The organism is Lawsonibacter asaccharolyticus (assembly GCF_022453915.1).
GTDB lineage: Bacteria > Bacillota > Clostridia > Oscillospirales > Oscillospiraceae > Lawsonibacter > Lawsonibacter asaccharolyticus.
This window is the reverse complement of the sequence record NZ_CP091870.1, coordinates 1,478,694-1,502,548: the sequence shown is the minus strand read 5'-3', so window position 1 is coordinate 1,502,548 and position 23,855 is coordinate 1,478,694. Positions and strand designations below refer to the sequence as shown.

The following is a 23,855-nucleotide window of genomic DNA, read 5'->3' as shown; positions in this document are numbered from 1 at the left end:
ATGGACTGGAAGCTGATCCTCTGCATGGGGCTGGCGGCGGCCGGCCTGCTCTTTGGTCTGTCCCAGTGGCTGCGCGCCCGGCGTCAGTTGGAACGCATGGACCGGATGCTGGACCGGGCCATCGATGGGAGCTTTTTGGAGAGCTCCTTCGATGAGTCCGTCCCCTCCGCCCTGGAGTCCAAGATGTCCCGGTTCCTCAACGGTTCCGCCTCCTCCGCCCGGAATCTGGCGGAGGAAAAGAGCAAGATCGCGGCTCTGATCGCCGACGTGTCCCACCAGACCAAGACCCCCATCGCCAATCTGCTGCTGTACGCCTCCCTGCTGGCGGAGAGCGAGCTGACCCCGGAACAGCGGGCCCAGGCCGAGGCCCTGAAGACCCAGGCGGAGAAACTCTCCTTCCTGGTGGACGCTTTAGTCAAGTCCTCCCGGCTGGACAACGGCATCCTCACTCTGTCCCCAGCACCTCACCCCATCCAGCCCCTGCTGGATGGGGCGGCCGCGCAGGGGCTGGCCGCCGCCAGACAGCGTGGCATTTCCCTCACTGTCCTGCCCTGGGAGGGCGCGGCCCGCTTTGACTCCAAGTGGACGGCGGAAGCCCTTTACAATGTTCTGGACAACGCCTTGAAATATACCCCGCCCGGCGGGACAGTGACCCTGTCTGTCACCGCCTACCATATGTTCTGCTGCATCCAGGTCTCAGACACCGGCCCCGGTATCCCGGAGGAGGAGCAGGCCCAGATCTTCTCCCGCTTTTACCGGGGGGCCGCCGTCCGGGAGCAGGAAGGGCTGGGGCTGGGCCTCTACCTCACCCGCCGCATCCTGACCAGCGAGGGGGGCTATATCCGGGTGTCCTCTCAGCCGGGAAAGGGTAGCACCTTCTCCCTCTATCTGCCACTGGAGTGACGGCTCCCCCGCGGCCCCGCCCCTGAAATCTTTCAGCTCTGAAAGATTTCAGAAAGAGTGTGGAAAGGATCTTTTGCTAGAATGGGCACTGTCAACAAGGGCAGCGCCCATTTTTATCCATAAGGAGCGATCAACATGACAATTTTGGAGACCAAGGATCTGAGAAAATTTTACGGCAGCGGCGACACCCAGGTGAAGGCCCTGGATGGGGTGGACCTGAGCGTGGAAAACGGGGAGTTCGTGGCCATCGTGGGCACCTCCGGCTCCGGCAAGTCCACCCTGCTCCACATGCTGGGCGGGCTGGACCGGCCCACCAGCGGCGCTGTGCTGGTGGACGGGAAGGACATCTTCTCCCTGAAGGACGAGGAGTTGACCATCTTCCGCCGACGGAAGATCGGCTTCGTGTTCCAGTCCTATAATCTGGTGCCGGTGCTGAGCGTGTATGAAAACATCGTCCTGCCCATCCAGCTGGACGGCGGCAAGGTGGACCAGTCTTATGTAAATCAGGTCATCGAGGCCCTGGGGCTGGAGCAGAAGCTCCAGAACCTGCCCAGCCAGCTCTCTGGGGGACAGCAGCAGCGCGTGGCCATCGCCCGGGCTCTGGCCACCAAGCCCGCTATCATCCTGGCCGACGAGCCCACAGGCAACCTGGACTCCAAAACCAGTCAGGACGTGCTCTCCCTGATGAAGGTCACCGGGCAGAAGTTCGCCCAGACCATGGTGATGATCACCCACAACGAGGAGATCGCCCAGATGGCCGACCGCATCGTCCGCATTGAGGACGGCAGGATCGTCAAGCGCTGAGGGGGTGGATTCCATGAACGTCTCCAACGGCAAGTGTATCCGAGACCTCTCCCGTAAGAGCCTGCGAGCCAACCGCACCCGGAACCTGATCGCGGTGCTGGCCATCGCCCTGACCACGGTGCTCTTCACCTCCCTGTTCACCATCGCCATGTCCATCAACGACGGCATCCAGCAGAACAACTTCCGCCAGGTGGGCGGCTTCTCCCACGGCGGGTTCAAGTACCTGACAGAGGAGCAGTTTCACGAATTGAAGGACGACCCCCTCATCGACCAGTGGGGTCTGCGGCGCTTTGTGGGCATGCCCAGTGAGGTGCCCTTCAACAAAAGCCATGTGGAGGTGGGCTACTCCGATGCCAACGAGGCCCACTGGATGTACTGCGACCCGGTTGAGGGGCGCCTGCCCCAGGAGGGCACCGATGAGGCCGCCACGGACACCCATGTGCTGGAGCTGATGGGGGTCACGCCGGAGATCGGCGCCAAGTTCACGCTCACCTTTGACGTGGACGGCCATGAGACCACCCAGACTTTCACCCTGTGCGGCTGGTGGGAGTACGACGAGGCCATTGTGGCCAACCACATTCTGATCCCGGAGAGCCGGGCGGACGCCATCCTGACGGAGACCGGCGTGGTGCCCGGGCAGACCACGGACGGCATGACCGGGACCTATAACATGGATGTGATGCTGAAAAATGGGGCCCGAAATATTGCAGGCGACCTGGACCAGATCCTGGAAAACCATGGCTATCAGGCCGAGAGCTCCGCTCAGCCGGGCTATATCCATACCGGCGTCAACTGGGGCTACACCGGCGCCCAGCTGTCCGGCAGCATGGACCCCGCCACCTTCATCGCCATCTGCGCGGTGCTGCTGCTCATCATCTTCACCGGCTACCTCATCATTTACAATGTGTTCCAGATCTCCGTCACCAACGACATCCGCTTCTATGGCCTGCTGAAGACCATCGGCACCACCCCCCGGCAGCTGCGGCGCATCATCCGGCATCAGGCCCTGGCCCTGTCCCTGGCGGGCATCCCCCTGGGGCTGGTGCTGGGCTGGCTCATCGGCGGACAGCTGACGCCGGTGATCGTCCGGCAGGTGAACGGGGTGTCCAATGTGGTGTCAATGGACCCGATCATTTTTGCGGCCTCCACCCTGTTTTCCCTGGTGACCGTTCTTCTCTCCTGCCGCAAGCCGGGAAAAATGGCCGCCCGGGTCTCCCCCATCGAGGCGGTGCGCTACACCGAGGGCGGGAACCTGAAACGCAGAGCCAAGCGCAGAGCCAAGGGCGTCTCCCTCTTCTCCATGGCCTGGGCCAACCTGGGCCGCAGCCGGGGCAAGACGGCGGTCACCGTCCTCTCTCTGTCCCTGGCGGTGGTGCTGCTCACCGTGACGGTCACCTTCACTCAGGGCTTTGACATGGACAAGTATGTCTCCAACTTCACTGCCAGCGACTTCATCGTGGCCGACGCGGGCCAGTTTCAGACCGGCGGCGACGCCTATAACGACGAGATGGACGTGACGGAGGACGTGATCGCCGCCATCGACGCCCAGGGCGGCATCACCGGCGGCGGCTTGGTCTACGGCGATACCTCCGCTGCGCTGGAGTTCGTCACCGAGGAGTACTACCGCTCCGTCTGGAGCCGCTGGAACACCCCCGAGCAGCTGGACAGCATGGTCCACTTCAAGGACCGCAATGAGGAGGGCCTGCTGGCCGACCGGGTGCAGCTCTACGGCATGGAGCAGTTCCCCCTGGACCACCTGACGGTGCTGGAGGGAGACCTGTCCAAGCTCAGTGAACCCGGCGGGCGGTATGTAGCCGCTGTGTACAGCGATGACGACTACGGCCGGCCCGAGATGGGCTCCCACTGGGCCCGGCTGGGGGACACCGTCACCATCCGGTATGTGGAGGAATATGAGTACTATAATCCCGACACCGGAGAGGTGTACGGCCCATGGGAGAACGTGCCCGAGGGTGCCAACTGGGTGGACCGGGCGGTGAAGTACCGGGACGTGGAGTACGAGGTGGCCGCCTTGGTGACCGTGCCCATGGCCCTGAGCTACCGCTATTACGGCGCGGATGAGTTCATCATGAACGACCAGACCTTCATCCAGGACACGGGCACGGACAGCGTCATGTACTATGCCTTCGACACCACGGATGAGGCCAACGCCGCCATGGAGTCCTTCCTGGCGGACTACACGGAAAATGTGAATCCCCAGTTCGACTATGAGAGCAAGTCCACTTACGCCGCGGAGTTTGAGGGGATGCGATCCATGTTCCTGCTGCTGGGCGGGGCCCTCAGCGGCATCGTGGGCCTGGTAGGGGTGCTGAACTTCTTCAACGCCATCCTCACCGGCATCATCACCAGGAAACGCGAGATGGCCGTCCTCCAGTCCATCGGCATGACCGGAAAGCAGCTGAAGACCATGCTGGTCTGTGAGGGCCTGCTGTACGCCCTGAGCTCTGTGCTCCTGTCCCTGGTCCTGGCGGTGGTCCTGGGCCCCCTGGCCTTCTCCGCCCTTCAGAGCATGTTCTGGTTCTTCACCTACCGCTTCACCCTGGCCCCCATCCTGGCGGTGGCTCCGGTGTTTGCCCTGCTGGGCGCCCTGGTCCCCCTGGCGGTGTACCGCTCCATCTCCAAACACACCGTGGTGGAGCGCCTGCGGGAGTCGGACAACTGACCAAACCATACAACGGGACAGCTCCTCCGCCTGTGCGGAGGAGCTGTCCCGTTGTATATCTCTCCATAGGGCCCACCGGATGGGGAGATGACAAAAAGGAGGAGCCGGGATCGAGCGGCTCCTCCTGTCCATCAGGGCTCAGCCATAGAACTTATGGCCCCCGATGGTGGTGATATGTGTTTTGTTCCGGGAAGCCCAGCTGTTGGAAGCTGAGTCAAAGTAGAGCGCCCCGGCGGCCTCCTCCACCACGGCGCCGTCCATCGCCAGCTTGGCGGCGATGATGCTGCCCTCGTTGGGGGTGCGCTTGGCCAGGCTGCCGGACCCGTAGGTGGGGAACTGGTTCTTCTGGGCCAGCACTCCTTCGATGGTATTGGGGAAGATCGGGCTCTTGACCCGGTTCAGGACTACGTTGGCCACAGCGATCTTACCATCCAGGCTCTGGTTTCCGCTCTCCGCGTAGACCACGCGGGACAGCCAGAACAGGTCGTCCTGGTTGTAGAAGGAGTCGCCGGAGGCGATGCCGCCGCTCCCCGTGGTGATGGAGGTGGTCCCGTCTGCCGGGTCCCAGCTCAGCTTGGCATCAAAGGCCTTGACCAGCTCCTTCAGCGGGACGACTACCCGCCCGGCCTCCATGCGGACGCCCTCGGGGACATAGAGATAGCGGCCGTTGGCCACCAGATACTGCTGGCCCACCTTGGCCGTCAGGTCCAGAACGGCGCTCTGGACCGCAGCGGTGCTGGAGCCCCCATCCCAGGTGATGGTCACACTGGGGTCCAGGGTCTGAGCCATGGCGGCCAGCGCCACATAGGTGGTCCCCTGCTCCACAGTCTTTCCCGTGTCCGCGGGGACGGGCTGGCCGTTCACCAGCAGGGTGTGGTCCAGGGCCACAGCGGGCTCGGCCGTGACCGAGGTCTGGGTCCCGTCGGAATTGATCGCCTCCAAATATATCTCGTCAGCGGAGATCTCTTCTGTATCCTGCGCTTCGATACCGGTCTGGATTCCGGTCTCAAGCACCTGCGCCGATCCGTCGGCGGAGGCGCTCTCCTCCTCGATCACAATGGCCGCGGCGGCGGAGTCCTGCTCCACACCGGCGCCCATCAGGAGGAGCAAGGCAAATGCGCACAGCAGTGTTGAAAACAGCTTGCGTTTCATTGTCTTCACTCCCTATTACAATTTGTGTCGAAACGGTGACACCAAAAGCAACGTTTTTGTTACTTTTGTTACCACATTGTAACCAATTCCTCAAACAGGCGCAAGGGCAAAATTGACTAGAGTTCTCTCTGAAATCTTGTGCATTTTTTCGGAATATTCCTAGTATAAGCCTTAGAATGACCGGTTAAGCCCTCTTTCCCCCTCCTCTGACGCATTTTTACATCCGCGCTCTTCTGCCTTTCTGCCCATTACTCGCTGTCTTCCTACCCACCAGGCACGTCCACCTTTGGCCTTTTCCTCTGATAATTCCTTGACATCCCCTTTTTTCCGGGTACAATTGAGAAAAAAGGAGGCGTTCTTATGGCCTATTCGCTGTTCGAGACTGCGGAGCTGGGCCCGCTCATATCCAAAAACAGGACCGTGCGTTCCGCCACCAACGAGCACCTCTCCGATCCCAGTGGACAGATCACTCCCGCCTGGGTGGACTCCCTGGAGGCGCTGGCCCGGGGTGGAGTGGGCATCATCATCACGGGCCACCTGTCGGTGGACCGGGACCAGCGGGCAGATGAGGGGCAGGCGGTGCTGGATCAGGAGACGGACCCCGCCCTCCTCTCTCTGGCCGCCCAGCGGGTCCACCAGCACGGGGCCCTGCTCATTGCCCAGATCAGCCACAGCGGCGGGAAGGCGCGCCCCGGCGTCAACGGGCGGCCGCCCCTCTCCCCCGGCGATCTCACGCCCCAGCTGCTGGACAGGCTGGTGGAACAGTTCCGCCATGCGGCCCGGACGGCCCAGATGGCGGGCTTTGATGGGGTCCAGGTCCACTGTGCCCACAATTATCTGCTCTCCAGCTTCCTGAACCTCCGGTGGAACCACCGGGAGGATGCCTATGGCGGCAGCCTGGAGAATCGGTTCCGGTTGATCCGCCGGGTCCTGCTGGCTGTCCGGGACGCCTGTGGTCCCCGCTTTGCCCTCCTGGTCAAGGTGGACAACGACAGCTGTGATGACCTGCCTGCCCTGCTCCGGCTCTTCCAGTCCGCCGGCGTGGACGGCATCGAGCTCAGCGGCCTGGACATGGCCCGCCGGGACGGGCAGAAGACCCCCTTCTTCCTGGACCGCCTGCTGGCTGCCTGGGAAGGCCTCACCGTACCCATCTTCCCGGTGGGAGGCGTCTTTTCCCGCGCTGCGGCAGAAAAGGTGCTGGCCGCCGGTGCCCCCTTTGTCTCCCTCTCCAGGGCGCTGATCTGTCAGCCCGACTTCGTGGAGCGGATGGAAAAAGGCCAGACAGAGAGCCCCTGCCTGGCCTGCAACCACTGCTACAATGTGTACCGCCAGCGCCCGGTGCGCTGTGTGCTCCATACCGAAGTCATCCCCCAGCTGGAGGCGGTGTTCGGCCCCTACCCCACCTGACTTTCCCCGGGCCCGTTCCCCGGATCGGGAGCGGGCCCGCTCACACTTTTGCCCGCCGGTCCCCGCCCTTAAAAAAGAAAACAGAAAAAAATAGAAAAAAGGACTTGACTCCAGCGGAAAAGCTGGTATAATACATTTTGCTGTCACGGTCGACCGCAGACAGCGCCATGGAGAGATGGCTGAGCTGGTCGAAGGCGCACGATTGGAAATCGTGTAACGGCTAATACCCGTTCGAGGGTTCGAATCCCTCTCTCTCCGCCACGCCGGAGCAAAGTCCGCTTTGCTCCGGCGATTTTTTATCTTTCCAGGCGGGCGCTCCGCCGCCTCGCCCCACCCACTTCAGGAGGGATCTCTTATGGATCTGTGCGACATCCAGCAAATCAAGGCCTTGTTGTCCCGGCACGGCTTTCACTTCTCCAAGTCCATGGGGCAGAATTTTCTGGTGGAGGACTGGGTGCCCCGGGATATTGCGGAGGCATCCGGCGCCTCCCCTTCCTGCGGTGTGCTGGAGGTGGGCCCCGGCATCGGCCCCCTCACCCAGGAGCTCTCCCGGCGGGCCGGGCGAGTGGTCTCTGTGGAACTGGACCGGTCCCTCCTCCCCATCCTGTCAGAGACCATGGCCGGCCGGGAAAATGTGGAGATCGTTCCAGGAGACATCCTGAAGACTGATCTGGCTGCCCTGACAGCGGAAAAGTTCCCCGGCCTTACGCCGCTGGCCTGTGCCAATCTTCCTTATAATATCACCTCCCCCGCCATCACCGCCCTGATCCAGGCTGGGGTCTTCGCCGCCATCACCGTCATGATTCAGCGAGAGGTGGCCCTGCGTATCTGCGCCCGGCCTGGGACACCGGATTACGGGGCCTTCTCCGTCTTCTGCCAGTACCACACCGCCCCGGAGCTGCTCTTCGAGGTCCCCCCCTCCTGCTTTATCCCCGCACCCAAGGTGACCTCCGCCGTCCTGCGGATGACGCCCCGGCCCGCCCCGGCCGAGGTGGATGACGAGGCCCACTTCTTTCGGGTGGTCCGGGCCGCCTTCGCCCAGCGCCGAAAGACCCTGGCCAACAGCCTCACCTCCTCCCTGTCCGGCCTGTACACGAAAGAGGACATCCAGGAGGCTATCCGGATCTGCGGCCTCGCCCCGGACGTCCGCGGGGAACGGCTTGGCATCCCGGAGTTCGCAGCCCTCTCGAAGGCCCTGCGGGCCCAGCCCCAATGAGCCCCTGCGTCCTATTTCTGAAACACAGTGTGCGCCAATAGAGACCGGGCCTTCCCAGACGGGAAGGCCCGGTCTCTATTGGGTTCACACCGCCCGCATCCGGTGGTCGGTGCCCACCGCAGCCGCGGCCGCGAGGATGGCGCCCCCCGCCCCTGCCATGATCCACCGCAGAGAGACCACATCGGCCAGGGGGCCAAAGATGGCCATGCCCAAAGGCAGGCACCCGGCGTACATGGTGCTGAGCAGTCCGAACACCCTGCCCTGCATGTCCGCCTCCGTGTGCTCCTGAAGCATGGTGGTGATTGCCGTCTGCACCACCGTCAGCGCTGTCCCGTACAGCGCCATCAGCCCCAGATAGGGGACAAAGTGCCGGGACAGCCCCATCCCTGCCGCCAGGACGCCAAAAGCCAGCAGGCCCGCCGTCAGGGTCCTCCCCCTGCGCCGGAAGCCGCCCCAGGTGCTCATCAGCACTCCTCCTGCTATCATCCCCGCAAAGCCGGCCAGCTCCACCGCTGTAAGATACCAATAGGTCTCCCCAAAGGTCCGCCGGACAAAGAGGCCCGCCAGATACCCCCCTGGCACGCAGAAAAAGGTGACCAGCCCGTATAGTACCAGCAGCCTCCCCGCCAGCCTGTGGGAGAAAGCACAGCTCACCCCGGCACGGATATCAGCCAGGAGGGGAGACCGCTCCCTAGTTCCTCTCTGTCCGGGCAGCGCCAGACAGGACAGCAGACCCGTCCCCACGACCGCCGTCACCACATCGATCATCAGGGTGGTGCGCAGATCACTCACCGCGAATACCGCGCCTGCCGCCGCCGGGGCGGCGAAATTCACCAGCGACTGCATGGCGGCATTGAGGCCGTTGTACCGCATGAGCTGGTCCTCCGGGACCAGCTGGGGAATGGCCGCGTTCACCGCCGGGGCCTGGATGCCGGCCCCCAGGGAACGGAGGAGCGACATGACCAGCAGGCCGCCCAGCAGGGCCGGGCCCGACGGGATGTGGGGAAGCGCAGGGATCATAGCCAAGGTGGCGCAGGCAATCAGGACATCCGCTCCGATGATGAGTGCCTTTCTGTTGTACCGGTCCGCCCAAACACCGCCTAAAAAGGAGACCAGAAACTGTGGCAGATAGGAGCAGACAGAGAAGGCGGCCACCCACCCGCCGCTGGCGGTCTCCATAGCCGCGTACCAGACCAGGGCCATCTGCACCAGGGTGGAGCCGAACAGGGTGATGCACTGGCTGGTCAGAAAGAGCAGAGCCCTTTTTCGCCATCCGGAGGGCTGTCTGTTATCTGTCATCCCGCCCCTCCTCTCCCCGGGGAAGGAGCACCAGGCGCTGGGTGGGGTAGCCGAACTCCGTCAACAGCTCACGCTGGGCAAAGCCCAGTTCCAGCAGCAGGGCCCGGTGCCCCGTGTCCGCCCTGTCCCGTTCCCGGTAGGTGGTGGTGCTGATCTCCTGATCGGGCAGACAGGTCTCCGTCAGTACGTCCAGAAACAGCCGCTGGAGCCCCCGCCTCCGGTACTGGGGGTGCACCCCCAGAAACTCGATGCGTCCCGGCCCCGTGGAGAAGGCCAGAGCCCCCGCCAAGGTGTCACCCTCCCCCAGGACCAGGGCGTGTCCGGCGCGAATGCTCTCCCGCAGCTGCTCCAGATACGCCCCCTCGTCCATGGCGGGATAGCCGTCGATCACCAGACGCATCAGCTCCATCCAGGCAGGGATATCTCTCTCTTCTGCCAGCCGGATCTCCTCCTTTCTGAACGCTTCCCTGCCCCTCTCCATACGGAGGGTAAAGGGCAGCTGGAGGGGATAGAAGTTCCCAGCCGCCCGGTAAGCCGCAGGAGGCGCCTTGTACATGCTCTTAAACGCCTGGGAGAAGGACTGCTGGCTCTCGTATCCGCACTGCAGAGCGATCTGGCTGATGGGCCGTCGGGAAAAAGCCAGCAGCTTGGCCGCCTCAGTGAGCCGGCGGCGCTGCACATAGTCATGAAGCGTCATTCCCACCGTCTCTGTGAACATGCGGTGCAGGTGGTATTTGGAGTAGTGGACCGCCTCCGCCACCGTCTCCAGTTCCAGCCTGCCGCCCAGGCGGCTCTCGATATACCTGATGACGGTCTGTATCCCACGGACCGCTCTGTCTTCCATTGAAGCCCCTCCTCTCTGGATGGTATGATAACAGATTTCATGGAAAATGGCTTCCTCATTCTTGCGGTTTTAAAATTTTCCTCCAAAATGTAAGGGTGCAGCCTGACTTGTTTTGGCCCTGATGAGCTCCTGAAAAACTTGCCCTTGCCATTCTTCGGAAAATGGAGTATAATATTTTCACGAAATTTTCCAAGAAATTTTGTTGAAAATAGGAGGATTGCCCCATGGAAACTTATGGACTGGAACAGCTGGGCATTATCAGCCCCAGCGCTGTGTATCGGAACCTCTCCCCTGCCATTCTGGTGGAGAAGGCGCTGGCCCGGGGCGAGGGCAAGCTGAATTCCACGGGCGCCCTGTGCGTCAACACCGGGAAATATACCGGACGCTCTCCCAACGACAAGTTCATCGTGGACTCCGCCGGTGTCCATGACGAGATCGCCTGGGGCAAGGTCAACGTCCCCACCACCCAGGAGGTCTTTGACGCCTTGTATGAGAAAATGGTGGCCTATCTCCAGAACCGGGAGATCTTTATCTTTGACGGCTTTGCCGGTGCGGACCCCAAATACACCAAAGCTTTCCGGGTGATCAACGAGCTGGCCAGCCAGAACCTTTTCATCCACCAGCTTCTGCTGCGTCCCACGGAAGAGGCGCTTGCCAATTACAAGCCTGACTTCACCATCATCTGCGCCCCCGGCTTTAAGTGCATCCCTGAGCGGGACCATGTGAACTCGGAGGCCGCCATCATGATCGACTATGAGAAGAAGATGGTGCTCATCGCAGGCAGCCAGTACGCCGGTGAGATCAAGAAGTCGGTCTTCTCCGTCATGAACTACCTCATGCCCAAGGAGGGCGTCTTCCCCATGCACTGCTCCGCCAACATCGGTGAGGCCGGGGACTCCGCCATCTTCTTCGGCCTGTCCGGCACCGGCAAGACCACCCTGTCCGCCGATCCCAACCGCAAGCTCATTGGCGATGACGAGCACGGCTGGGCGGATGACTCTGTCTTTAATTTCGAGGGCGGCTGCTACGCCAAGTGCATTGACCTGACCGAGGAGCGGGAGCCCGAGATCTTCCGGGCCATCAAGTTCGGCGCCTTGGTGGAGAACGTCATCATGGACGAGGAGACCCGCGTCCCCGACTACTCCGACGGCAGCCTGACTGAGAACACCCGCGTGGGCTACCCCGTGGACTATATCCCCAATGCCGCCATCCCCGGCATCGGCGGCACCCCCAAAACGGTGATCTTCCTCACCGCCGACGCCTACGGCGTCATGCCCCCCATCTCCAAGCTGAACGAGAAGCAGGCCATGTACTACTTTGTCTCCGGCTTCACCAGCAAGCTGGCGGGCACCGAGCGGGGCATCACCTCCCCCGTGCCCACCTTCTCCACCTGCTTCGGCGCCCCGTTCATGCCTCTGGACCCCTCCGTCTATGCCGGGATGCTGGCTGAGAAGGTGGCCAAGTCCGGCGCCAACGTCTATCTGGTCAACACCGGCTGGTGCGGCAACAGCGGCAAGCGCATGAATCTGAAGTACACCCGCGCTATGGTCACCGCCGCCCTCAACGGCGAGCTGGAAAAAGCGGAGTTCGTCACCGACCCCTACTTCGGCGTTCAAGTGCCTACCTCCTGCCCCGGTGTGCCCGACGAGCAGATGATCCCCGCCAAGCAGTGGGGGGACGACACCGCCGGTTACGAGGCCAAGGCCAAGGAGCTGGCCAAGTCCTTTGTGGAGAACTTCAAGAAGTACACCCATATGCCTGCCGATGTGGTGGCAGCCGGCCCCAAGGCCGAGTAAAGCTGGCAGAACTCTATGGGGCGCCGCAGATGCGGCGCCCCATTTCTATGAGGAGGTGGACCCATGAAGCGATATCAGATGTCAGAATCCCTGCCGGTGGGCCTCCTGCTGGCACTGGCGGGCGGGATCTTGGATTCCTATACCTATTTGAACCGGGGACAGGTATTCGCCACCGCTGAGACCGGGAACCTGGTCCTGCTGGGCATCCATTTGGCCCAGGGAGAGCTGGGCCGGGTCCTCTCCTGCCTCTTTCCCATTCTCGCCTTTGCCCTGGGCGTCCTGACTACCGAGGGGCTTCGCCGCCGCCTGAGCTCCGGCCGGGTCCACTGGAGGCAGCCCATCCTGGCGGCGGAGTGCCTGGTCATCCTGGTGGTCTCCTTCCTGCCTCAGGGAGATCTGGACGCCCTGGCCAATGTGCTCATCGCCTTTACCAGCGCCATCCAGATCGAGAGTTTCCGAAAATTTGCAGGCTGCGGATGCGCCACCACCATGTGCACCGGCAACCTGAGGAGCGGCACCGAGCACCTGTTCCGCTGGCTCCACCACCGTGAGGGGACCTCTGGCCGCAGCGCTCTGGTCTATTACGGGCTGATCCTCTCCTTCGTCGCCGGCGCGGTCCTCAGCGGACTGCTCACCCCCCTCTTTGGGACGCGGACGGTCCTGGCCGCCTGCCTGCCCCTCCTGCTCTCTCTGGCGCTGATGTTCCGGCTGCCGGACCCCACATAGCCAAATGGGAAAGTGGGCCGCACCCCGCAGGGGGCGCGGCCCACTCCATTACTCTGCCGCTGGAACGTGGGACAACACTGCTTCCCGCAGGAAGCGGGCGCAGCCGGGAACGCTTTTGTCATAATAGGCCGTAAAGCGTTCATCCTGTACATACAGCTCCGCCAGTCCTCGGTGCCTGGCCGGATCGTAGGGGCTGCTGCCAAAGGACAGCCACGCCCGGTGCAGCTCCGCCAGCGCTCTGCCGGCCTCCCCTGCCGGGTCCGCGCCGGAGCGGACGGCCTCCTCCAGCTTCCTCTGGATGGCTTCACCGGTGTCCTTCCAGCTCTGATACCGCTCAGGAGTCAGGTCCAAAATGTCCCGGCTGGCCCGCTCCGCCTCCTCGTCTCCGTACTTCTCCCGGATCTCCGCCCCGTAGCGCGCCTCGTTTTCCTCCACGGCGCGCCGCTTGAACGCCTCAAACTTTGCCTCGTCGCTCATAAACTCATTCCTTTCTTCTGACAGGATTGTCCGCTTTACAGTATGGATCAATTCCTGGATACGCCCCTCTTCCCTTTCCAAGGCGGCCAGATGGCCCCGGAGCGCGTCCAGCCGGTCAAAGGATGGATCATCCAGAATGGCTCCGATCCGGGCCAGCTCCACCCCGAGGGCCCGGTAAAACAAGATCTGCTGGAGCCGGTCTACCTCCGCCCCGCCGTAATATCGGTATCCATTCTCGCCGATGCGGCTGGGCGTGAGCAGACCGATCCGGTGGTACCAGCGCAGGGTGCGGGTGGTCACCCCGGCCAGTTCCGCCAGCTTCTGAATGGTGTATTCCATAGGCGTCCCTCCTTTGACTGAGTCCATTCTACCCGTTTACGCTGCGTCAATGTCAAGTCTGTTTTTTCATTTTTTCTGCGGTCACGCCCCGTGGCCTTTTTCCCCGGTTTTCGGCAAGGCTGCGGGCGCGAACCCTGTCCACAACTGCAGTGCCCTCTGCCTTGGCAGAGGGCACTGGTCTTTTATAACTTAGCCGCTTTACTGGTCCTGTCCTTCCTTTCTGCTCTCCTTCCGTTTTTTACGCAGTATGCTCCGCCCGATCACCACGCCGGCCGCCGCGATCACGGCCAGCACGACCAGGCCGAACACATGGTAGGAGATCCAGATCAGCATGCCCTGGAAGCCATCCACCAGCCCCTCCAGGCTGGCGGAGAAGCCGGCCGCCATTTTGGCTCCCAGCGAGGAGGTCTCTCCCGGCTCCTCCATAACCTTCGTCACCTCCTGAAGGGTCAGGTCGATGGTGGAGAAGCTCACAAGGCTGTCATACTGATTCATGGTGGAGCTGTACTGTTCGATCTCATACTCCACGTCGCTCAGGGCGCTCTCCAGGGAGATGATGTCCTCCATCACCTCTGCTTCCGCCAGAAGGGCCTGGAGCCGCTCCTGCTTGGTGCGCAGGGTCTTCAGACGGGCCTCGGTGTCATAGTACTGGGTGCTGATGTTCTCCGTGCTCTCTGTCTTACTGGCCAGGTAGCCCAGCTCCCCTGCATCCTGCAAAAAGCCGGTGTAGGCATCCTCCGGCACACGGATGACATAGGAGCCATACCGGTTTGCGTTCACGTTCCGATAGCTCCCGCCCTCCACCGCGGCGCTCTCGAAATAGCCCCCCGCCCGATTCACCATCTCGTTCAGCTGCTGAGCCGCCTGGTCGAACTCGGTGGTCTCCACATACAGCTCCGCCCGGCGGACCAGCTTGGCGTCCGGGTCCTGGTAGACCGGGCTCTCCTGAGGGGACTGGCTTGGGCTCTCCACCTCATAGATCCCGCCAAATTCCGCGGTCTCCCCGCCGGCAGCCCCCGGCGTGCTGGAGGCAGTCTGATCCGCCGGCGCCCCATTCCCGCCGCCGCTTCCGCAGGCGGGCAGCAGCAGGACCAGGGCCAGCATCAGGGGAAAAAGCGCGCGTTTCATGGTTCGCTTCATGGTATCGCTCCTCCTTTTCATCGTTTCCGCAAGGCAAAGATCAGGTCTCTCTGTCCGATTAGACGCCTCCGCCTGGAAAAAGTTCCGCACCTCCGCCCCCTTTTTTTCATAGAATGGGAAAAAATCGGGAGGTAATCGTATGCCTATCATCTATCTCTCCCCCTCCACACAGGAGTGGAACTACTACGTCAACGGCGGGACCGAGGAGGAATACATGAATCTCCTGGCGGACAAGATGGTCCCCTATCTGGACGCCTCCGGCATCCGGTATGACCGGAACACCCCCAGTATGACGGCGGCCGACTCCATCGCCGCCTCCAACGCGGGAAACTTTGACCTCCACCTGGCCCTCCACTCCAACGCCGCCCCTGAGGGACAGTACGGCACTTCCAGAGGTTCCATTGCTTTCTATTACCCCGGCAGCATCCAGGGCAAGTGGGCCGCCGACATCATCGCCAACAATCTGCGCTCCATCTACCCCCTGCCGGACAAGGTCCGGGCGGTATCCACCACAACGCTGGGCGAAGTGCGGAAGGTCCGGGCCCCTGCCGTCCTCCTGGAGCTGGCCTTCCACGACAACCCGGACGACGCCGCCTGGATCAAAAACAACTTGGATGAGATCGCCCGCAACCTGGTCCTCTCGGTCACTGAGTTCTTCGGACTGCCCTTCCTGACTCCGATCCCCGCCCGCTCCGGCATGGTGGATGTGAACTGGGGCTCCCTCAATATCCGCAGCCGCCCCTCCCTGGACGCCCCCGTTCTGGCCCAGGCCCCGGACGGTGCGCTCCTCACCATCATCAACCAATGGCAGGACTGGTATCTGGTCAACTATAACGGCACCATTGGCTACGCCAAAGACAGCTTCGTGACGCTGAACTGATGCAAGGAGGTTTCTATGGATATCCATGTTGTCAAACCGGGCGATACCCTGTACTCCATCGCCCTTTCCCACGGCGTGCCCATGTCCCGTCTGCTGGAGGACAATCAACTCCCTGACCCCTCCCGGCTGGTGGTGGGACAGACCATCGTGATCCAGTACCCGGAGCGCACCTATGTGGTCCGCTCCGGCGATACGCTCTTCTCCATCGCTCAGGCCAACGGCCTGACTGTCAAGACCCTGCTCCGCAACAACCCCTCTCTGGCGGGGGAGGACCGCATCTTTCCAGGGCAGGAGCTGGTCCTCGCCTACCGCCAGGAGAAACAGGGGACCCTCACCGTCAACGGATACGCCTACCCCCATATCGACCGCGCCCTGCTCCAGCGCACCCTCCCCTATCTCAGCGGCCTGCTCCCCTTCTCCTACGAGGCCACCGCCCTGGGGGAGCTCACCCCGCTGGACGACGTGGCCCTGGTGGATGCGGCCAAACAGATGGGGGTGGTCCCCATCATGAACATCACCAACCTGACACCGGACGGCATGTTCTCGCCGGAGCTGGCCCATATCATCCTCTCCGATCCCGCCATCCAGGAGAAACTGGCCGCCAACGTGATGGAGGTCATCCGTGCCCGCAGCTATCAGGGGCTGGACGTGGACTTTGAATCCATCTACGCCGAGGATGCCCAGTCTTATGTGTCCTTCATCTCCCGCCTGCGGGAGCTTGCCGCGCCCATGGGCATCCCGGTCCTTGTGGCTGTAGCCCCCAAGTCCTACGCCAACCAGCCGGGTCTGCTCTATGAGGGGATGGACTACGCCGGGCTGGGCCGGGCCGCTGATCTGATATTCCTCATGACCTATGAGTGGGGCTACTCCTACGGTCCCCCTATGGCCATCTCCCCCATCCGCAGCATGCGCACCGTGATCGAGTACGCCCTGAAGGAGATCCCGGCAGAGAAGCTCCTGCTGGGCATCCCGAATTATGGCTATGACTGGCAGATCCCCTACTCCCAGTCCAGAAAGGCGGTCTCCATCTCCAACCAGTACGCCGTCTCCCTGGCCGCCCGCTACTATGCTGCCATCCGGTTCGACGAGTCGGTCCAGGCCCCCTGGTTCCGGTACGTGGACGAGCGGGGGCAGGAGCACGAGGTCTGGTTCGAGGATGCCCGCAGCATCAGGGCCAAGCTGAGTCTGGTCCCGGAATACGGCCTGCGTGGGGTGGGGTACTGGAACCTGATGCGTCCCTTCCCCCAGAACTGGGTGATCCTCAACGCCCTGTATCACATTCGGGAAGGGCTGTAACATTTTTCTCTCCGCCGCTGGATTTTTGTCCTCCTTTGTAGTAAAATGAGGTATCATTTGTGCAAAGGAGGACATTTTCATGTCTGTTGAAATTGGCCTGAAGGGCCGCGCGGAGGAGACGGTGACCGACGCGAATACCGCTCAGGCCGCCTGCTCTGGCGCTCTGCCCGTCTACGGTACGCCCTTTATGACCGCTCTGATGGAAAAGGCGGCCTGGACCTCCATCGCCCCCCACCTGGCGCCGGGCGAAAGCACGGTGGGCACTGCCATGAACATCACCCACATCTCCGCCTCCCCCGTAGGCATCCGGGTCTGGGCGGAGAGCGAGGTCACCCTGGTGGACGGCAAGCGCATCGAGCTGAAGGTGGCCGCCTATGACCAGGCGGGTAAGATCGGTGAGGGCACCCACCAGCGCTTTATCGTCACGGATGACCGCTTTCTGGCCAAGGCGGCCCGGAAACTGGAGGGCTGAGCGGCATGTCCATTGAAAAAGTCCGGCAATATTTCCAGCCTTTAGGCCGTGAGCAGGATATCCTGGAATTTGAGACCTCCAGCGCCACGGTGGAGCTGGCCGCCCAAGCCGCCGGCGTCATCCCCGCCCGGATCGCCAAGACCCTCTCCTTCCTGGTGGACGAGGGCTGTGTGCTGATCGTGACCGCAGGGGACGCCAAAATCGACAATTCCAAGTTCAAAGCCATGTTCCACGCCAAGGCAAAGATGCTCAGTCCTGAGCAGGTATATTCCTTTACAGGCCATGCGGTGGGCGGCGTCTGCCCTTTTGCCAACCCGGACGGGGTGCGTACCTACCTGGATGTGTCCCTCCAGCGCTTCGAGACTGTCTTCCCCGCGGCGGGCAGCAGCAACTCCGCGATCCAGCTCACCTGTGACGAGCTGGCGGAGTACTCCCACAGCCTGGGATGGATCGACGTGTGCAAGGGCTGGCAGGAGACCCCCTGACCCTGTTTTCCCATCAGAAAGGAGCGCCCTGTTTCCATGGAGACAAAAGACTGTATCCTGACCCGCCGCAGCGTGCGGAAATTTACAGACCGGAAGGTGGAGCACCGGCTTGTGGAGCAGATCATCTCGCTGGCCGCCTATGCCCCCTCCTGGAAGAACACCCAGATCAGCCGGTATATTGCCATTGAGGACCCCAAGGTCCTGGAGGAGATCTGCCGCACTTACGCCCCCTTCAACGCCCGGATCATCGGCAACTGCCCCCTGCTCATTGCCCAGACCTTTGTGAAAGGCCGCTCCGGCTTCGAGCGGGACGGTTCCTTCTCCACTGACCGGGAGGCGGGCTGGCAGTACTACGACTGCGGCATTGCCTGCCAGACCCTATGCCTGGCCGCCCACGACCTGGGGCTGGGCACCGTGGTCATGGGCGTCTTTGACCGGAAAGGCCTGGAGGCGTATCTCCAGATTCCGGAGGATCAGGAGCTGATGGCCCTGATCGCCCTCGGCTATCCCGATGAGTCCCCCGCCGCTCCCAGGCGCAAGGAGACCTCCCTCCTTCTCAGCTATCGATGAACAAAATGGAAAAGAGGACCTGTCTGTGAGACAGGTCCTCTCTTTCTCTGTTCAGCGGCGCGCTCAATTCCGGGACTTGCCCAAAAAGCGCAGCAGGTACAAAAACAGGTTGATGAAATCCAGGTACAACTGAAGGGCGGAGAAAATAGACGCCTTCTCCAGCATGTCGGGGTAGCCCGCATAGTAGTTGTAGTAGGCTTTGATCTTCTGGGTATCATAGGCAGTATAGCCCAGGAAGATGGCGATGCCCGCCAGGCAGAAGATCCGGTCCAGGGCGGTAAAGCCGGGGATAAACAGGCTGACCAGCGCGAATACGAACAGGAACACCAGTCCAGTGAAAAGGATGGGGCGCAGCCGGGTCAGGTCTGCCTTGGTAAAATAGCCGTAGGCAGCCAGCACCGCGAAATAAGCCGCAGTGGCCAGGAATACGAAAATCAGGCTCCCAAACTCAAAGATATACAGGTACATGGACATGGTGAAGCCGAACAGCGCGGAAAAGGCGATAAAGATCCCTCTGGCTGTCCCCACTGACATCTTTTCAATGCGGGAGACCATCGTGATGGACAGTACGATGGTGGCGATCAGTACGATCAGATGGATATAAGGCACATAGGCCAGGGCGTAGAGTGTGGCATTGGTGACCCAGCCCAGCAGGGCGATCCCGAAGGTGACTAGAAGCCCCAGCACCATCCATAAAAATGTCTTGGCCGTATATTGCCCGATGCTCTCCATCCGGCTGGACTGCCCATAGTCCCGGTCAAACTCATAGGGGTCAAAGCTCATAAAAACAGCTCCTTTCTTCCTGATCGGTCAGGTGTTGTGATCGGCAACATGAAACTGCTTCAGATTCCCGATCTTGTGACTGCGGCGGTCCAGCTCCTCCAGCACAGCTTCCAGAGGGATGTTCTGCTGGGCCATCATCACGGTGAGATGGTAGATCAGGTCTGAGATCTCCCCCACCGTCTCCTCCTGCCGCCCATTCTTGGCGGCGATGATGGTCTCTGCACATTCCTCTCCCACTTTTTTCAGGATCTTATCCAGCCCCTTGTCAAAGAGGTAGCAGGTATAAGACCCCTCCTGGGGGCTGGCCTTCCGGTCCTGGACCACCTGATACAACTGCTTCCATACGTCGTTCACAGACATTCTCCTATCCGCTCCCCAAAACGGGGAGTCAACTCCCCAGCGGAACTATGGGTATCATAACATAATCTTCTGAAAAAAGCAACTGTCTCGTCCTGTGTGACAGGTAGGGCCGTCGGGCAGGCAAAAGTAGAGCAGGGTGTCGGTATCGCAGTCGGTAAAGATCTGCTCCACATGGAGGAAGTGGCCGGAGGTCTCCCCCTTGTTCCATAGTTTGCCCCGGCTCCGGCTCCAAAACCAGGCAGTCTTTGTCTGGAGCGTCCGCTCCACTGCCTCCCGATTCGTAAAGCCCAGCATCAGCACGTCCTTGGTCCGGGCATGCTGGATGATCACTGGGATCAGCTCTGATTTTTGAAACAGCTGGTCCAAATCAAACATATCTATCCTCATTTCTCCCAGGGTGGTTTTTTTACCTGGTACTCCCACGGGTCCTTTCCAGGCTGAAAAGCGGACTTCTGCTGCCTCCGGCCGCCGTCCGGGACAGACGGCTGGCCCTCTGGCTTGCCCTGCTCCCCCTTCTTTCGGGAGAACAGCAGCTCTCCGCCCACGTCCAGCACCAGCTCCAGCAGATCGTCCAGCATGGCATCCGCTCCTCTCAGCGCACCGGGATCTTCCGCTTCCGCAGATACTCCTTCACCTGGGGCACTGTCAGCTCCCCGAAGTGGAACAGGGAGGCGGCCAGAGCCGCATCACAGTCTGTCTCTGCGAAGACCTGGGCAAAGTGCTCCAGGCTGCCGCAACCTCCGGAGGCGATGACAGGGATGGAGACCGCCTGGGTCACGGCCCGGGTCATCTCCAGATCAAAGCCCGCCTTGGTGCCGTCTGCGTCCATGGAGGTGAGCAGGATCTCCCCCGCTCCCAGCGCCTCGCCCCTCCGGGCCCACTCTACGGCGTCCAGGCCGGTGGGGGTGCGCCCTCCGGCCACCACCACCTCATAGCTGCCCTCCGGCCGCCGCCGGGCATCGATGGCCAGCACCACGCACTGGGAGCCAAATCGCTCCGCCGCCCGGGAGATCAGCCCCGGGTCCTTCACCGCGGCGGAATTCACGGAGATCTTGTCCGCACCCGCCCGGAGGAGCTGCCGGAAGTCCTCCAGGGTGCGGATGCCGCCGCCCACGGTCAGGGGGACGAACACCTGCTCCGCAGTCCGCTCCACCACGTCCGCCACTGTGGCCCGGCCGTCGCTGGTAGCGGTGATGTCCAGAAAGACGATCTCGTCCGCCCCCTGGTCCGAGTAGAACCGGGCCAGCTCCACCGGGTCCCCGGCGTCCCGGATATTCACAAAGTTGACTCCCTTGACCACACGCCCGTCCCGGACGTCCAGACAGGGGATGATGCGCTTTGCCAGCATACGATCACCTCAATCCTGACGGCCGGCGTCCCGCACTGCCTGGGCCAGATCCACCGTCCCCGCGTAGTACGCCTTTCCCACGATGGCCCCGTACAGCCCCATGCGGGCCAGACGGCGGATATCCTCATTGGACGATACGCCGCCGGAGGCCACAATATTCCCGGTGTACACCTGTTTCAGGGCCTCCAGCCGGGCAAAGGAGGGACCGGAGAGGGCACCGTCCGTCTCAATATCTGTAAAGATAATATTCTTTACTCCAACTTCCATCATAGACTTTGCAAACTCCAAGTAGTCCAATCCAGAGTCCTCCACCCAGCCCGCGGTCCTGACTCTGCCGTCCTGGGTGTCGATCCCCACCGCGACGCGCTCCCCATAGCGCTCCGCCGCAGCGCGGACAAAATCAGGGTCGCTCACCGCAGCCGAGCCAATAACGGCCCGCCCCACCCCGGCCTGGAACACCGCCTCCAAGTCCTCCATGCACCGGATGCCGCCCCCCAGCTCCACCTGGAGACCGGAGCGGGCGGTGACCTCCGCCACGATCCCGCCGTTGATTCGGGTGCCTCCCCTGGCTCCGTCCAGGTCCACCATATGGATCCAGCGGGCACCGGCCTCGGAAAAGGCACGGGCGGTCTCCAGTGGGTCCTGGGCCACCTGGTGGACCGTGTTGAAATCCCCCTTGTAAAGGCGAACTACTTTTCCGTCTTTTAAGTCAATGGCGGGCAGAATATACATGGCTCTGTCGCTCCCTTTCTGTTCAGATCCTGCCGGTCCTCAGCAGTTCAGCCCTGCGAAATTGCGCAGGATGGTCAGCCCCACCTCGCCGCTCTTCTCCGGGTGGAACTGGGTCCCGTAGAAGTTCCCGCTGGACACCGCCGCTGTCACCGCCGGCCCGTAATCGGTGACAGCGATCACCTGAGCAGGATCGGTGTCTTGGGCGCTGAAGGAGTGGACGAAGTAGACATACGCCCCCTCGTCCAGCCCCCGGAACAGGGGCGAGTGGTGAAAAAACCGCAGGCTGTTCCATCCAATGTGGGGCAGCTTGCTTTGGGTGGGTATCCGGTCCACTGTGCCGCGGATCACCCCCAGACCGGGACAGGGGCGCACCTCCCGCCCCTGCTCCAGCAGCAGCTGCATCCCCAGGCAGATGCCCAGCACCGGCTTCTTCTGACCCTGGGCCAGCACATGCTGGTCCAGCCCTCCGCTCCGCAGCCGGTCCGCCGCGTCCGGGAAGGCCCCCACTCCAGGCAGGATAATGGCGTCAGCCCGTTCCAGCTCCGCCGGGTCGGCGGTGATGCAGCTGCTGCAGCCGAGATAGCTCAGGGCGTTGGCCACACTCTTCAGATTGCCCACCCCGTAGTCCACGATGGCAACTGTGCCCATCACAGCACCCCCTTGGTGGAAGTGACGCCGGTACCGGTGATTTGAACGGCCTCCTTCACCGCCGCTCCCAGGGACTTGAAGAGGGCCTCTGTGATGTGGTGGGCATTTTTTCCATAAAGGCACTTCATATGCAGAGTGAGGCCGCTGTTCACTGCAAGGGCCCGCAGAAACTCTTCGGTGAGGCAGGGATCATAAGTCCCGATCATAGGCTGAGGCATATCAGCGTCAAAGACCAGGAAGGGCCGGTTAGAAAAGTCCAGAACCGTGAAGCACAGGGCCTCGTCCATTGGGATACAGGCGGAGGCGAAGCGGCGGAGCCCCTTCCGATCCCCCAGGGCCCGGTTCAGAGCCTGGCCAAGGACGATGCCCGTGTCCTCCACCGTGTGGTGGCCGTCTACCTCCAGATCTCCCTCGGCCTCTATTTTCAGCCCCAGTCCGCCGTAAAAAGCGAAGGCTGTGAGCATGTGGTCAAAAAAGCCTATGCCGGTGGATATGCGGATCTCGCCGCCTTCCAGGCACAGGTCCACGCTGATCCGGGTCTCCTTGGTCCTGCGCTGGATGACATAGGCCCGGCAAGGGCTCTCCTCCGCCTCATATACTGGGATTTCCATTATTTTTCCTCCTCTTCCCGCCCCCCGTCGGGAGCATTGTCCTCCAAAAACGGGGTGTACATCATCATCGCGTGGTTCTCCACCACCAGCCGGTCCTCCAGCAGCTCTCCCTCCAGATCAAAGACCTGGAGATACAGCTCATTGTGGCGGCTGCATCCGCCCCACCACTCATGGCGCATCTCATGATGACGCTCCACGATCTGATACCGGAACTGGGGCGGCCGGTCGGAGCGCCACTCCCCCTCCAGGTCCGTCTCTCCCACCCGGAGGCACAGCTGGAAGGGCCGGTCCGTGGGATTATAGATCATCAGGTCTCCGTAGGGATAGAAGCAGGTGGCTCCGCTCCCAAAAGGTTGGGTCCGGTTGGAGTCGGGAAAGACGTCGTAGCCATGGCGGTGACGCTCCTTCACCTCCAGCGGGGTGTGCAGGGTTATCCAAAAGATGAGATTGGACAGCTGACACAGCCCTCCGCCGCATCCGTACTGCACGGTCCCGTTTTTCAGCAGCACGCCGTCCAGATACCCCTTCCGGTAGGTGGGGCGGCCGATAAGCTTCCAATAGCTCAGCGTCTCCCCCGGCTGGACCACGATCCCGTCCAGCCGGGCCACCGCCAGCTTCAAATTGGTGATCTTATTGTGCTGATACTGCATCTCCACATCCTTCAGCTTTCGGAGCAGAGGGGTGTGGTGGGCCATATGGACGCAGGGCAGCCTGTCCTTCTGCCGCTGGGAGGCGAACCGATACTTGCCGGACATCCACAGCAGGTACCGCCGCGCCGAGTAGTAGGCGGTCCCCAGGCACAGGCGCAGGGCGGAGCGGTGCTTGGACCGCAGGCCGTGGGGATCTGCCCGCTTGGACATTCTCATCCCGATCTCCTTTCCCGTTCC

The 23,855-nt window shown here is 62.1% G+C and carries 26 protein-coding genes and 1 tRNA gene; 13 read left to right on the top strand and 14 right to left on the bottom strand.

Annotated elements, in window-relative coordinates:
- The 3 genes from L9O85_RS07130 (at position 1) to L9O85_RS07120 (ending at position 4,387) form a co-directional block, all read left to right on the top strand.
- A complete protein-coding gene (locus L9O85_RS07130; protein WP_301580033.1) occupies positions 1–903 on the top strand; it encodes a sensor histidine kinase in 903 nt (300 codons plus the stop codon).
- 135 nt (positions 904–1,038) lie between these two features.
- Positions 1,039–1,707: an ABC transporter ATP-binding protein gene (locus L9O85_RS07125; protein ID WP_108981250.1), complete on the top strand. Its 669-nt coding sequence runs from the start codon at positions 1,039–1,041 to the stop codon at positions 1,705–1,707.
- Between the two features lie 13 nt (positions 1,708–1,720).
- The gene (locus L9O85_RS07120; RefSeq protein ID WP_108981251.1) at positions 1,721–4,387 is read left to right on the top strand and encodes an ABC transporter permease; all 2,667 of its coding nucleotides are present in this window, start codon (positions 1,721–1,723) and stop codon (positions 4,385–4,387) included.
- Between the two features lie 138 nt (positions 4,388–4,525).
- Here L9O85_RS07120 and L9O85_RS07115 read toward each other — a convergent pair whose 3' ends face one another.
- Entirely contained in the window at positions 4,526–5,539 is a 1,014-nt protein-coding gene (locus L9O85_RS07115) for a cell wall hydrolase (RefSeq protein WP_108981252.1), read from the bottom strand.
- Between the two features lie 360 nt (positions 5,540–5,899).
- On the opposite strand from L9O85_RS07115, the gene L9O85_RS07110 reads away from it, so the two are divergent.
- The 3 genes from L9O85_RS07110 (at position 5,900) to rsmA (ending at position 8,162) form a co-directional block, all read left to right on the top strand.
- On the top strand, positions 5,900–6,946 hold the full coding sequence (locus L9O85_RS07110) for an NADH:flavin oxidoreductase (protein WP_108981253.1): 1,047 nt from the start codon (positions 5,900–5,902) through the stop codon (positions 6,944–6,946).
- A gap of 169 nt (positions 6,947–7,115) precedes the next feature.
- A tRNA-Ser gene (locus tag L9O85_RS07105) sits at positions 7,116–7,207 on the top strand.
- A 94-nt stretch (positions 7,208–7,301) separates the two neighbouring features.
- Complete coding sequence (rsmA, locus tag L9O85_RS07100) at positions 7,302–8,162, top strand: 16S rRNA (adenine(1518)-N(6)/adenine(1519)-N(6))-dimethyltransferase RsmA (RefSeq protein ID WP_050624761.1); 861 nt, start codon at positions 7,302–7,304, stop codon at positions 8,160–8,162.
- Between the two features lie 84 nt (positions 8,163–8,246).
- Here rsmA and L9O85_RS07095 read toward each other — a convergent pair whose 3' ends face one another.
- Both L9O85_RS07095 and L9O85_RS07090 read right to left on the bottom strand, forming a co-directional pair.
- The gene (locus L9O85_RS07095) at positions 8,247–9,461 is read right to left on the bottom strand and encodes an MFS transporter (RefSeq protein ID WP_108981254.1); all 1,215 of its coding nucleotides are present in this window, start codon (positions 9,459–9,461) and stop codon (positions 8,247–8,249) included.
- A complete protein-coding gene (locus L9O85_RS07090) occupies positions 9,451–10,305 on the bottom strand; it encodes a GNAT family N-acetyltransferase (protein ID WP_108981255.1) in 855 nt (284 codons plus the stop codon). Before L9O85_RS07090 ends, L9O85_RS07095 begins: the two co-directional genes overlap by 11 nt.
- A 224-nt stretch (positions 10,306–10,529) precedes the next feature.
- Here L9O85_RS07090 and pckA point away from each other — a divergent pair, with 224 nt between their 5' ends.
- The gene (pckA, locus tag L9O85_RS07085) at positions 10,530–12,101 is read left to right on the top strand and encodes a phosphoenolpyruvate carboxykinase (ATP) (protein ID WP_108981256.1); all 1,572 of its coding nucleotides are present in this window, start codon (positions 10,530–10,532) and stop codon (positions 12,099–12,101) included.
- A 63-nt stretch (positions 12,102–12,164) separates the two neighbouring features.
- Positions 12,165–12,827, top strand: coding sequence for a YoaK family protein (locus L9O85_RS07080; RefSeq protein ID WP_276852488.1), 663 nt, complete (start codon positions 12,165–12,167; stop codon positions 12,825–12,827).
- A 48-nt stretch (positions 12,828–12,875) separates the two neighbouring features.
- Here the strand turns inward: L9O85_RS07080 and L9O85_RS07075 are convergent, their stop codons facing one another.
- Entirely contained in the window at positions 12,876–13,643 is a 768-nt protein-coding gene (locus tag L9O85_RS07075) for a MerR family transcriptional regulator (protein ID WP_301580027.1), read from the bottom strand.
- A 198-nt stretch (positions 13,644–13,841) separates the two neighbouring features.
- Positions 13,842–14,783 carry a DUF4349 domain-containing protein gene (locus L9O85_RS07070; RefSeq protein ID WP_301580026.1) on the bottom strand — a complete coding sequence of 314 codons (942 nt, stop codon included), beginning with the start codon at positions 14,781–14,783 and terminating at the stop codon, positions 13,842–13,844.
- A 139-nt stretch (positions 14,784–14,922) separates the two neighbouring features.
- Between L9O85_RS07070 and L9O85_RS07065 the strand changes: the two genes are divergently transcribed.
- From L9O85_RS07065 to L9O85_RS07045, 5 genes are all read left to right on the top strand, one after another.
- Positions 14,923–15,663: an N-acetylmuramoyl-L-alanine amidase gene (locus tag L9O85_RS07065; RefSeq protein ID WP_108981614.1), complete on the top strand. Its 741-nt coding sequence runs from the start codon at positions 14,923–14,925 to the stop codon at positions 15,661–15,663.
- 15 nt (positions 15,664–15,678) lie between these two features.
- On the top strand, positions 15,679–16,959 hold the full coding sequence (locus tag L9O85_RS07060; protein WP_108981258.1) for a LysM peptidoglycan-binding domain-containing protein: 1,281 nt from the start codon (positions 15,679–15,681) through the stop codon (positions 16,957–16,959).
- Between the two features lie 79 nt (positions 16,960–17,038).
- Positions 17,039–17,431, top strand: a complete 393-nt coding sequence (locus tag L9O85_RS07055) for a thioesterase family protein (RefSeq protein ID WP_050624752.1) — start codon at positions 17,039–17,041, stop codon at positions 17,429–17,431.
- 5 nt (positions 17,432–17,436) lie between these two features.
- A complete protein-coding gene (locus L9O85_RS07050) occupies positions 17,437–17,916 on the top strand; it encodes a YbaK/EbsC family protein (RefSeq protein WP_108981259.1) in 480 nt (159 codons plus the stop codon).
- Between the two features lie 36 nt (positions 17,917–17,952).
- Entirely contained in the window at positions 17,953–18,486 is a 534-nt protein-coding gene (locus tag L9O85_RS07045; RefSeq protein ID WP_050624750.1) for a nitroreductase family protein, read from the top strand.
- 63 nt (positions 18,487–18,549) lie between these two features.
- Here L9O85_RS07045 and L9O85_RS07040 read toward each other — a convergent pair whose 3' ends face one another.
- The 9 genes from L9O85_RS07040 to L9O85_RS07000 are packed head-to-tail and all read right to left on the bottom strand — an operon-like array spanning position 18,550 to position 23,828.
- Positions 18,550–19,269: a Bax inhibitor-1/YccA family protein gene (locus tag L9O85_RS07040; protein ID WP_050624749.1), complete on the bottom strand. Its 720-nt coding sequence runs from the start codon at positions 19,267–19,269 to the stop codon at positions 18,550–18,552.
- Between the two features lie 27 nt (positions 19,270–19,296).
- Positions 19,297–19,629, bottom strand: a complete 333-nt coding sequence (gene hisE / locus L9O85_RS07035; RefSeq protein WP_050624748.1) for a phosphoribosyl-ATP diphosphatase — start codon at positions 19,627–19,629, stop codon at positions 19,297–19,299.
- 54 nt (positions 19,630–19,683) lie between these two features.
- A complete protein-coding gene (gene hisI / locus L9O85_RS07030) occupies positions 19,684–20,004 on the bottom strand; it encodes a phosphoribosyl-AMP cyclohydrolase (protein WP_301580023.1) in 321 nt (106 codons plus the stop codon).
- 8 nt (positions 20,005–20,012) lie between these two features.
- The gene (locus tag L9O85_RS07025) at positions 20,013–20,207 is read right to left on the bottom strand and encodes a hypothetical protein (protein ID WP_256181210.1); all 195 of its coding nucleotides are present in this window, start codon (positions 20,205–20,207) and stop codon (positions 20,013–20,015) included.
- A 14-nt stretch (positions 20,208–20,221) separates the two neighbouring features.
- Complete coding sequence (hisF, locus tag L9O85_RS07020; RefSeq protein WP_050624745.1) at positions 20,222–20,977, bottom strand: imidazole glycerol phosphate synthase subunit HisF; 756 nt, start codon at positions 20,975–20,977, stop codon at positions 20,222–20,224.
- A gap of 9 nt (positions 20,978–20,986) precedes the next feature.
- Complete coding sequence (gene hisA, locus L9O85_RS07015; protein WP_301580021.1) at positions 20,987–21,709, bottom strand: 1-(5-phosphoribosyl)-5-[(5-phosphoribosylamino)methylideneamino]imidazole-4-carboxamide isomerase; 723 nt, start codon at positions 21,707–21,709, stop codon at positions 20,987–20,989.
- 39 nt (positions 21,710–21,748) lie between these two features.
- Positions 21,749–22,357 (bottom strand): imidazole glycerol phosphate synthase subunit HisH, encoded by a 609-nt coding sequence (gene hisH / locus L9O85_RS07010; protein WP_108981261.1) that lies wholly within the window; start codon positions 22,355–22,357, stop codon positions 21,749–21,751.
- Positions 22,357–22,968 (bottom strand): imidazoleglycerol-phosphate dehydratase HisB, encoded by a 612-nt coding sequence (gene hisB / locus L9O85_RS07005; RefSeq protein WP_050624742.1) that lies wholly within the window; start codon positions 22,966–22,968, stop codon positions 22,357–22,359. The genes hisH and hisB overlap by 1 nt, the downstream gene beginning before the upstream one ends.
- Positions 22,968–23,828 (bottom strand): VanW family protein, encoded by an 861-nt coding sequence (locus tag L9O85_RS07000; protein WP_430688787.1) that lies wholly within the window; start codon positions 23,826–23,828, stop codon positions 22,968–22,970. Before L9O85_RS07000 ends, hisB begins: the two co-directional genes overlap by 1 nt.
- Between the last annotated feature and the right edge of the window lie 27 nt (positions 23,829–23,855).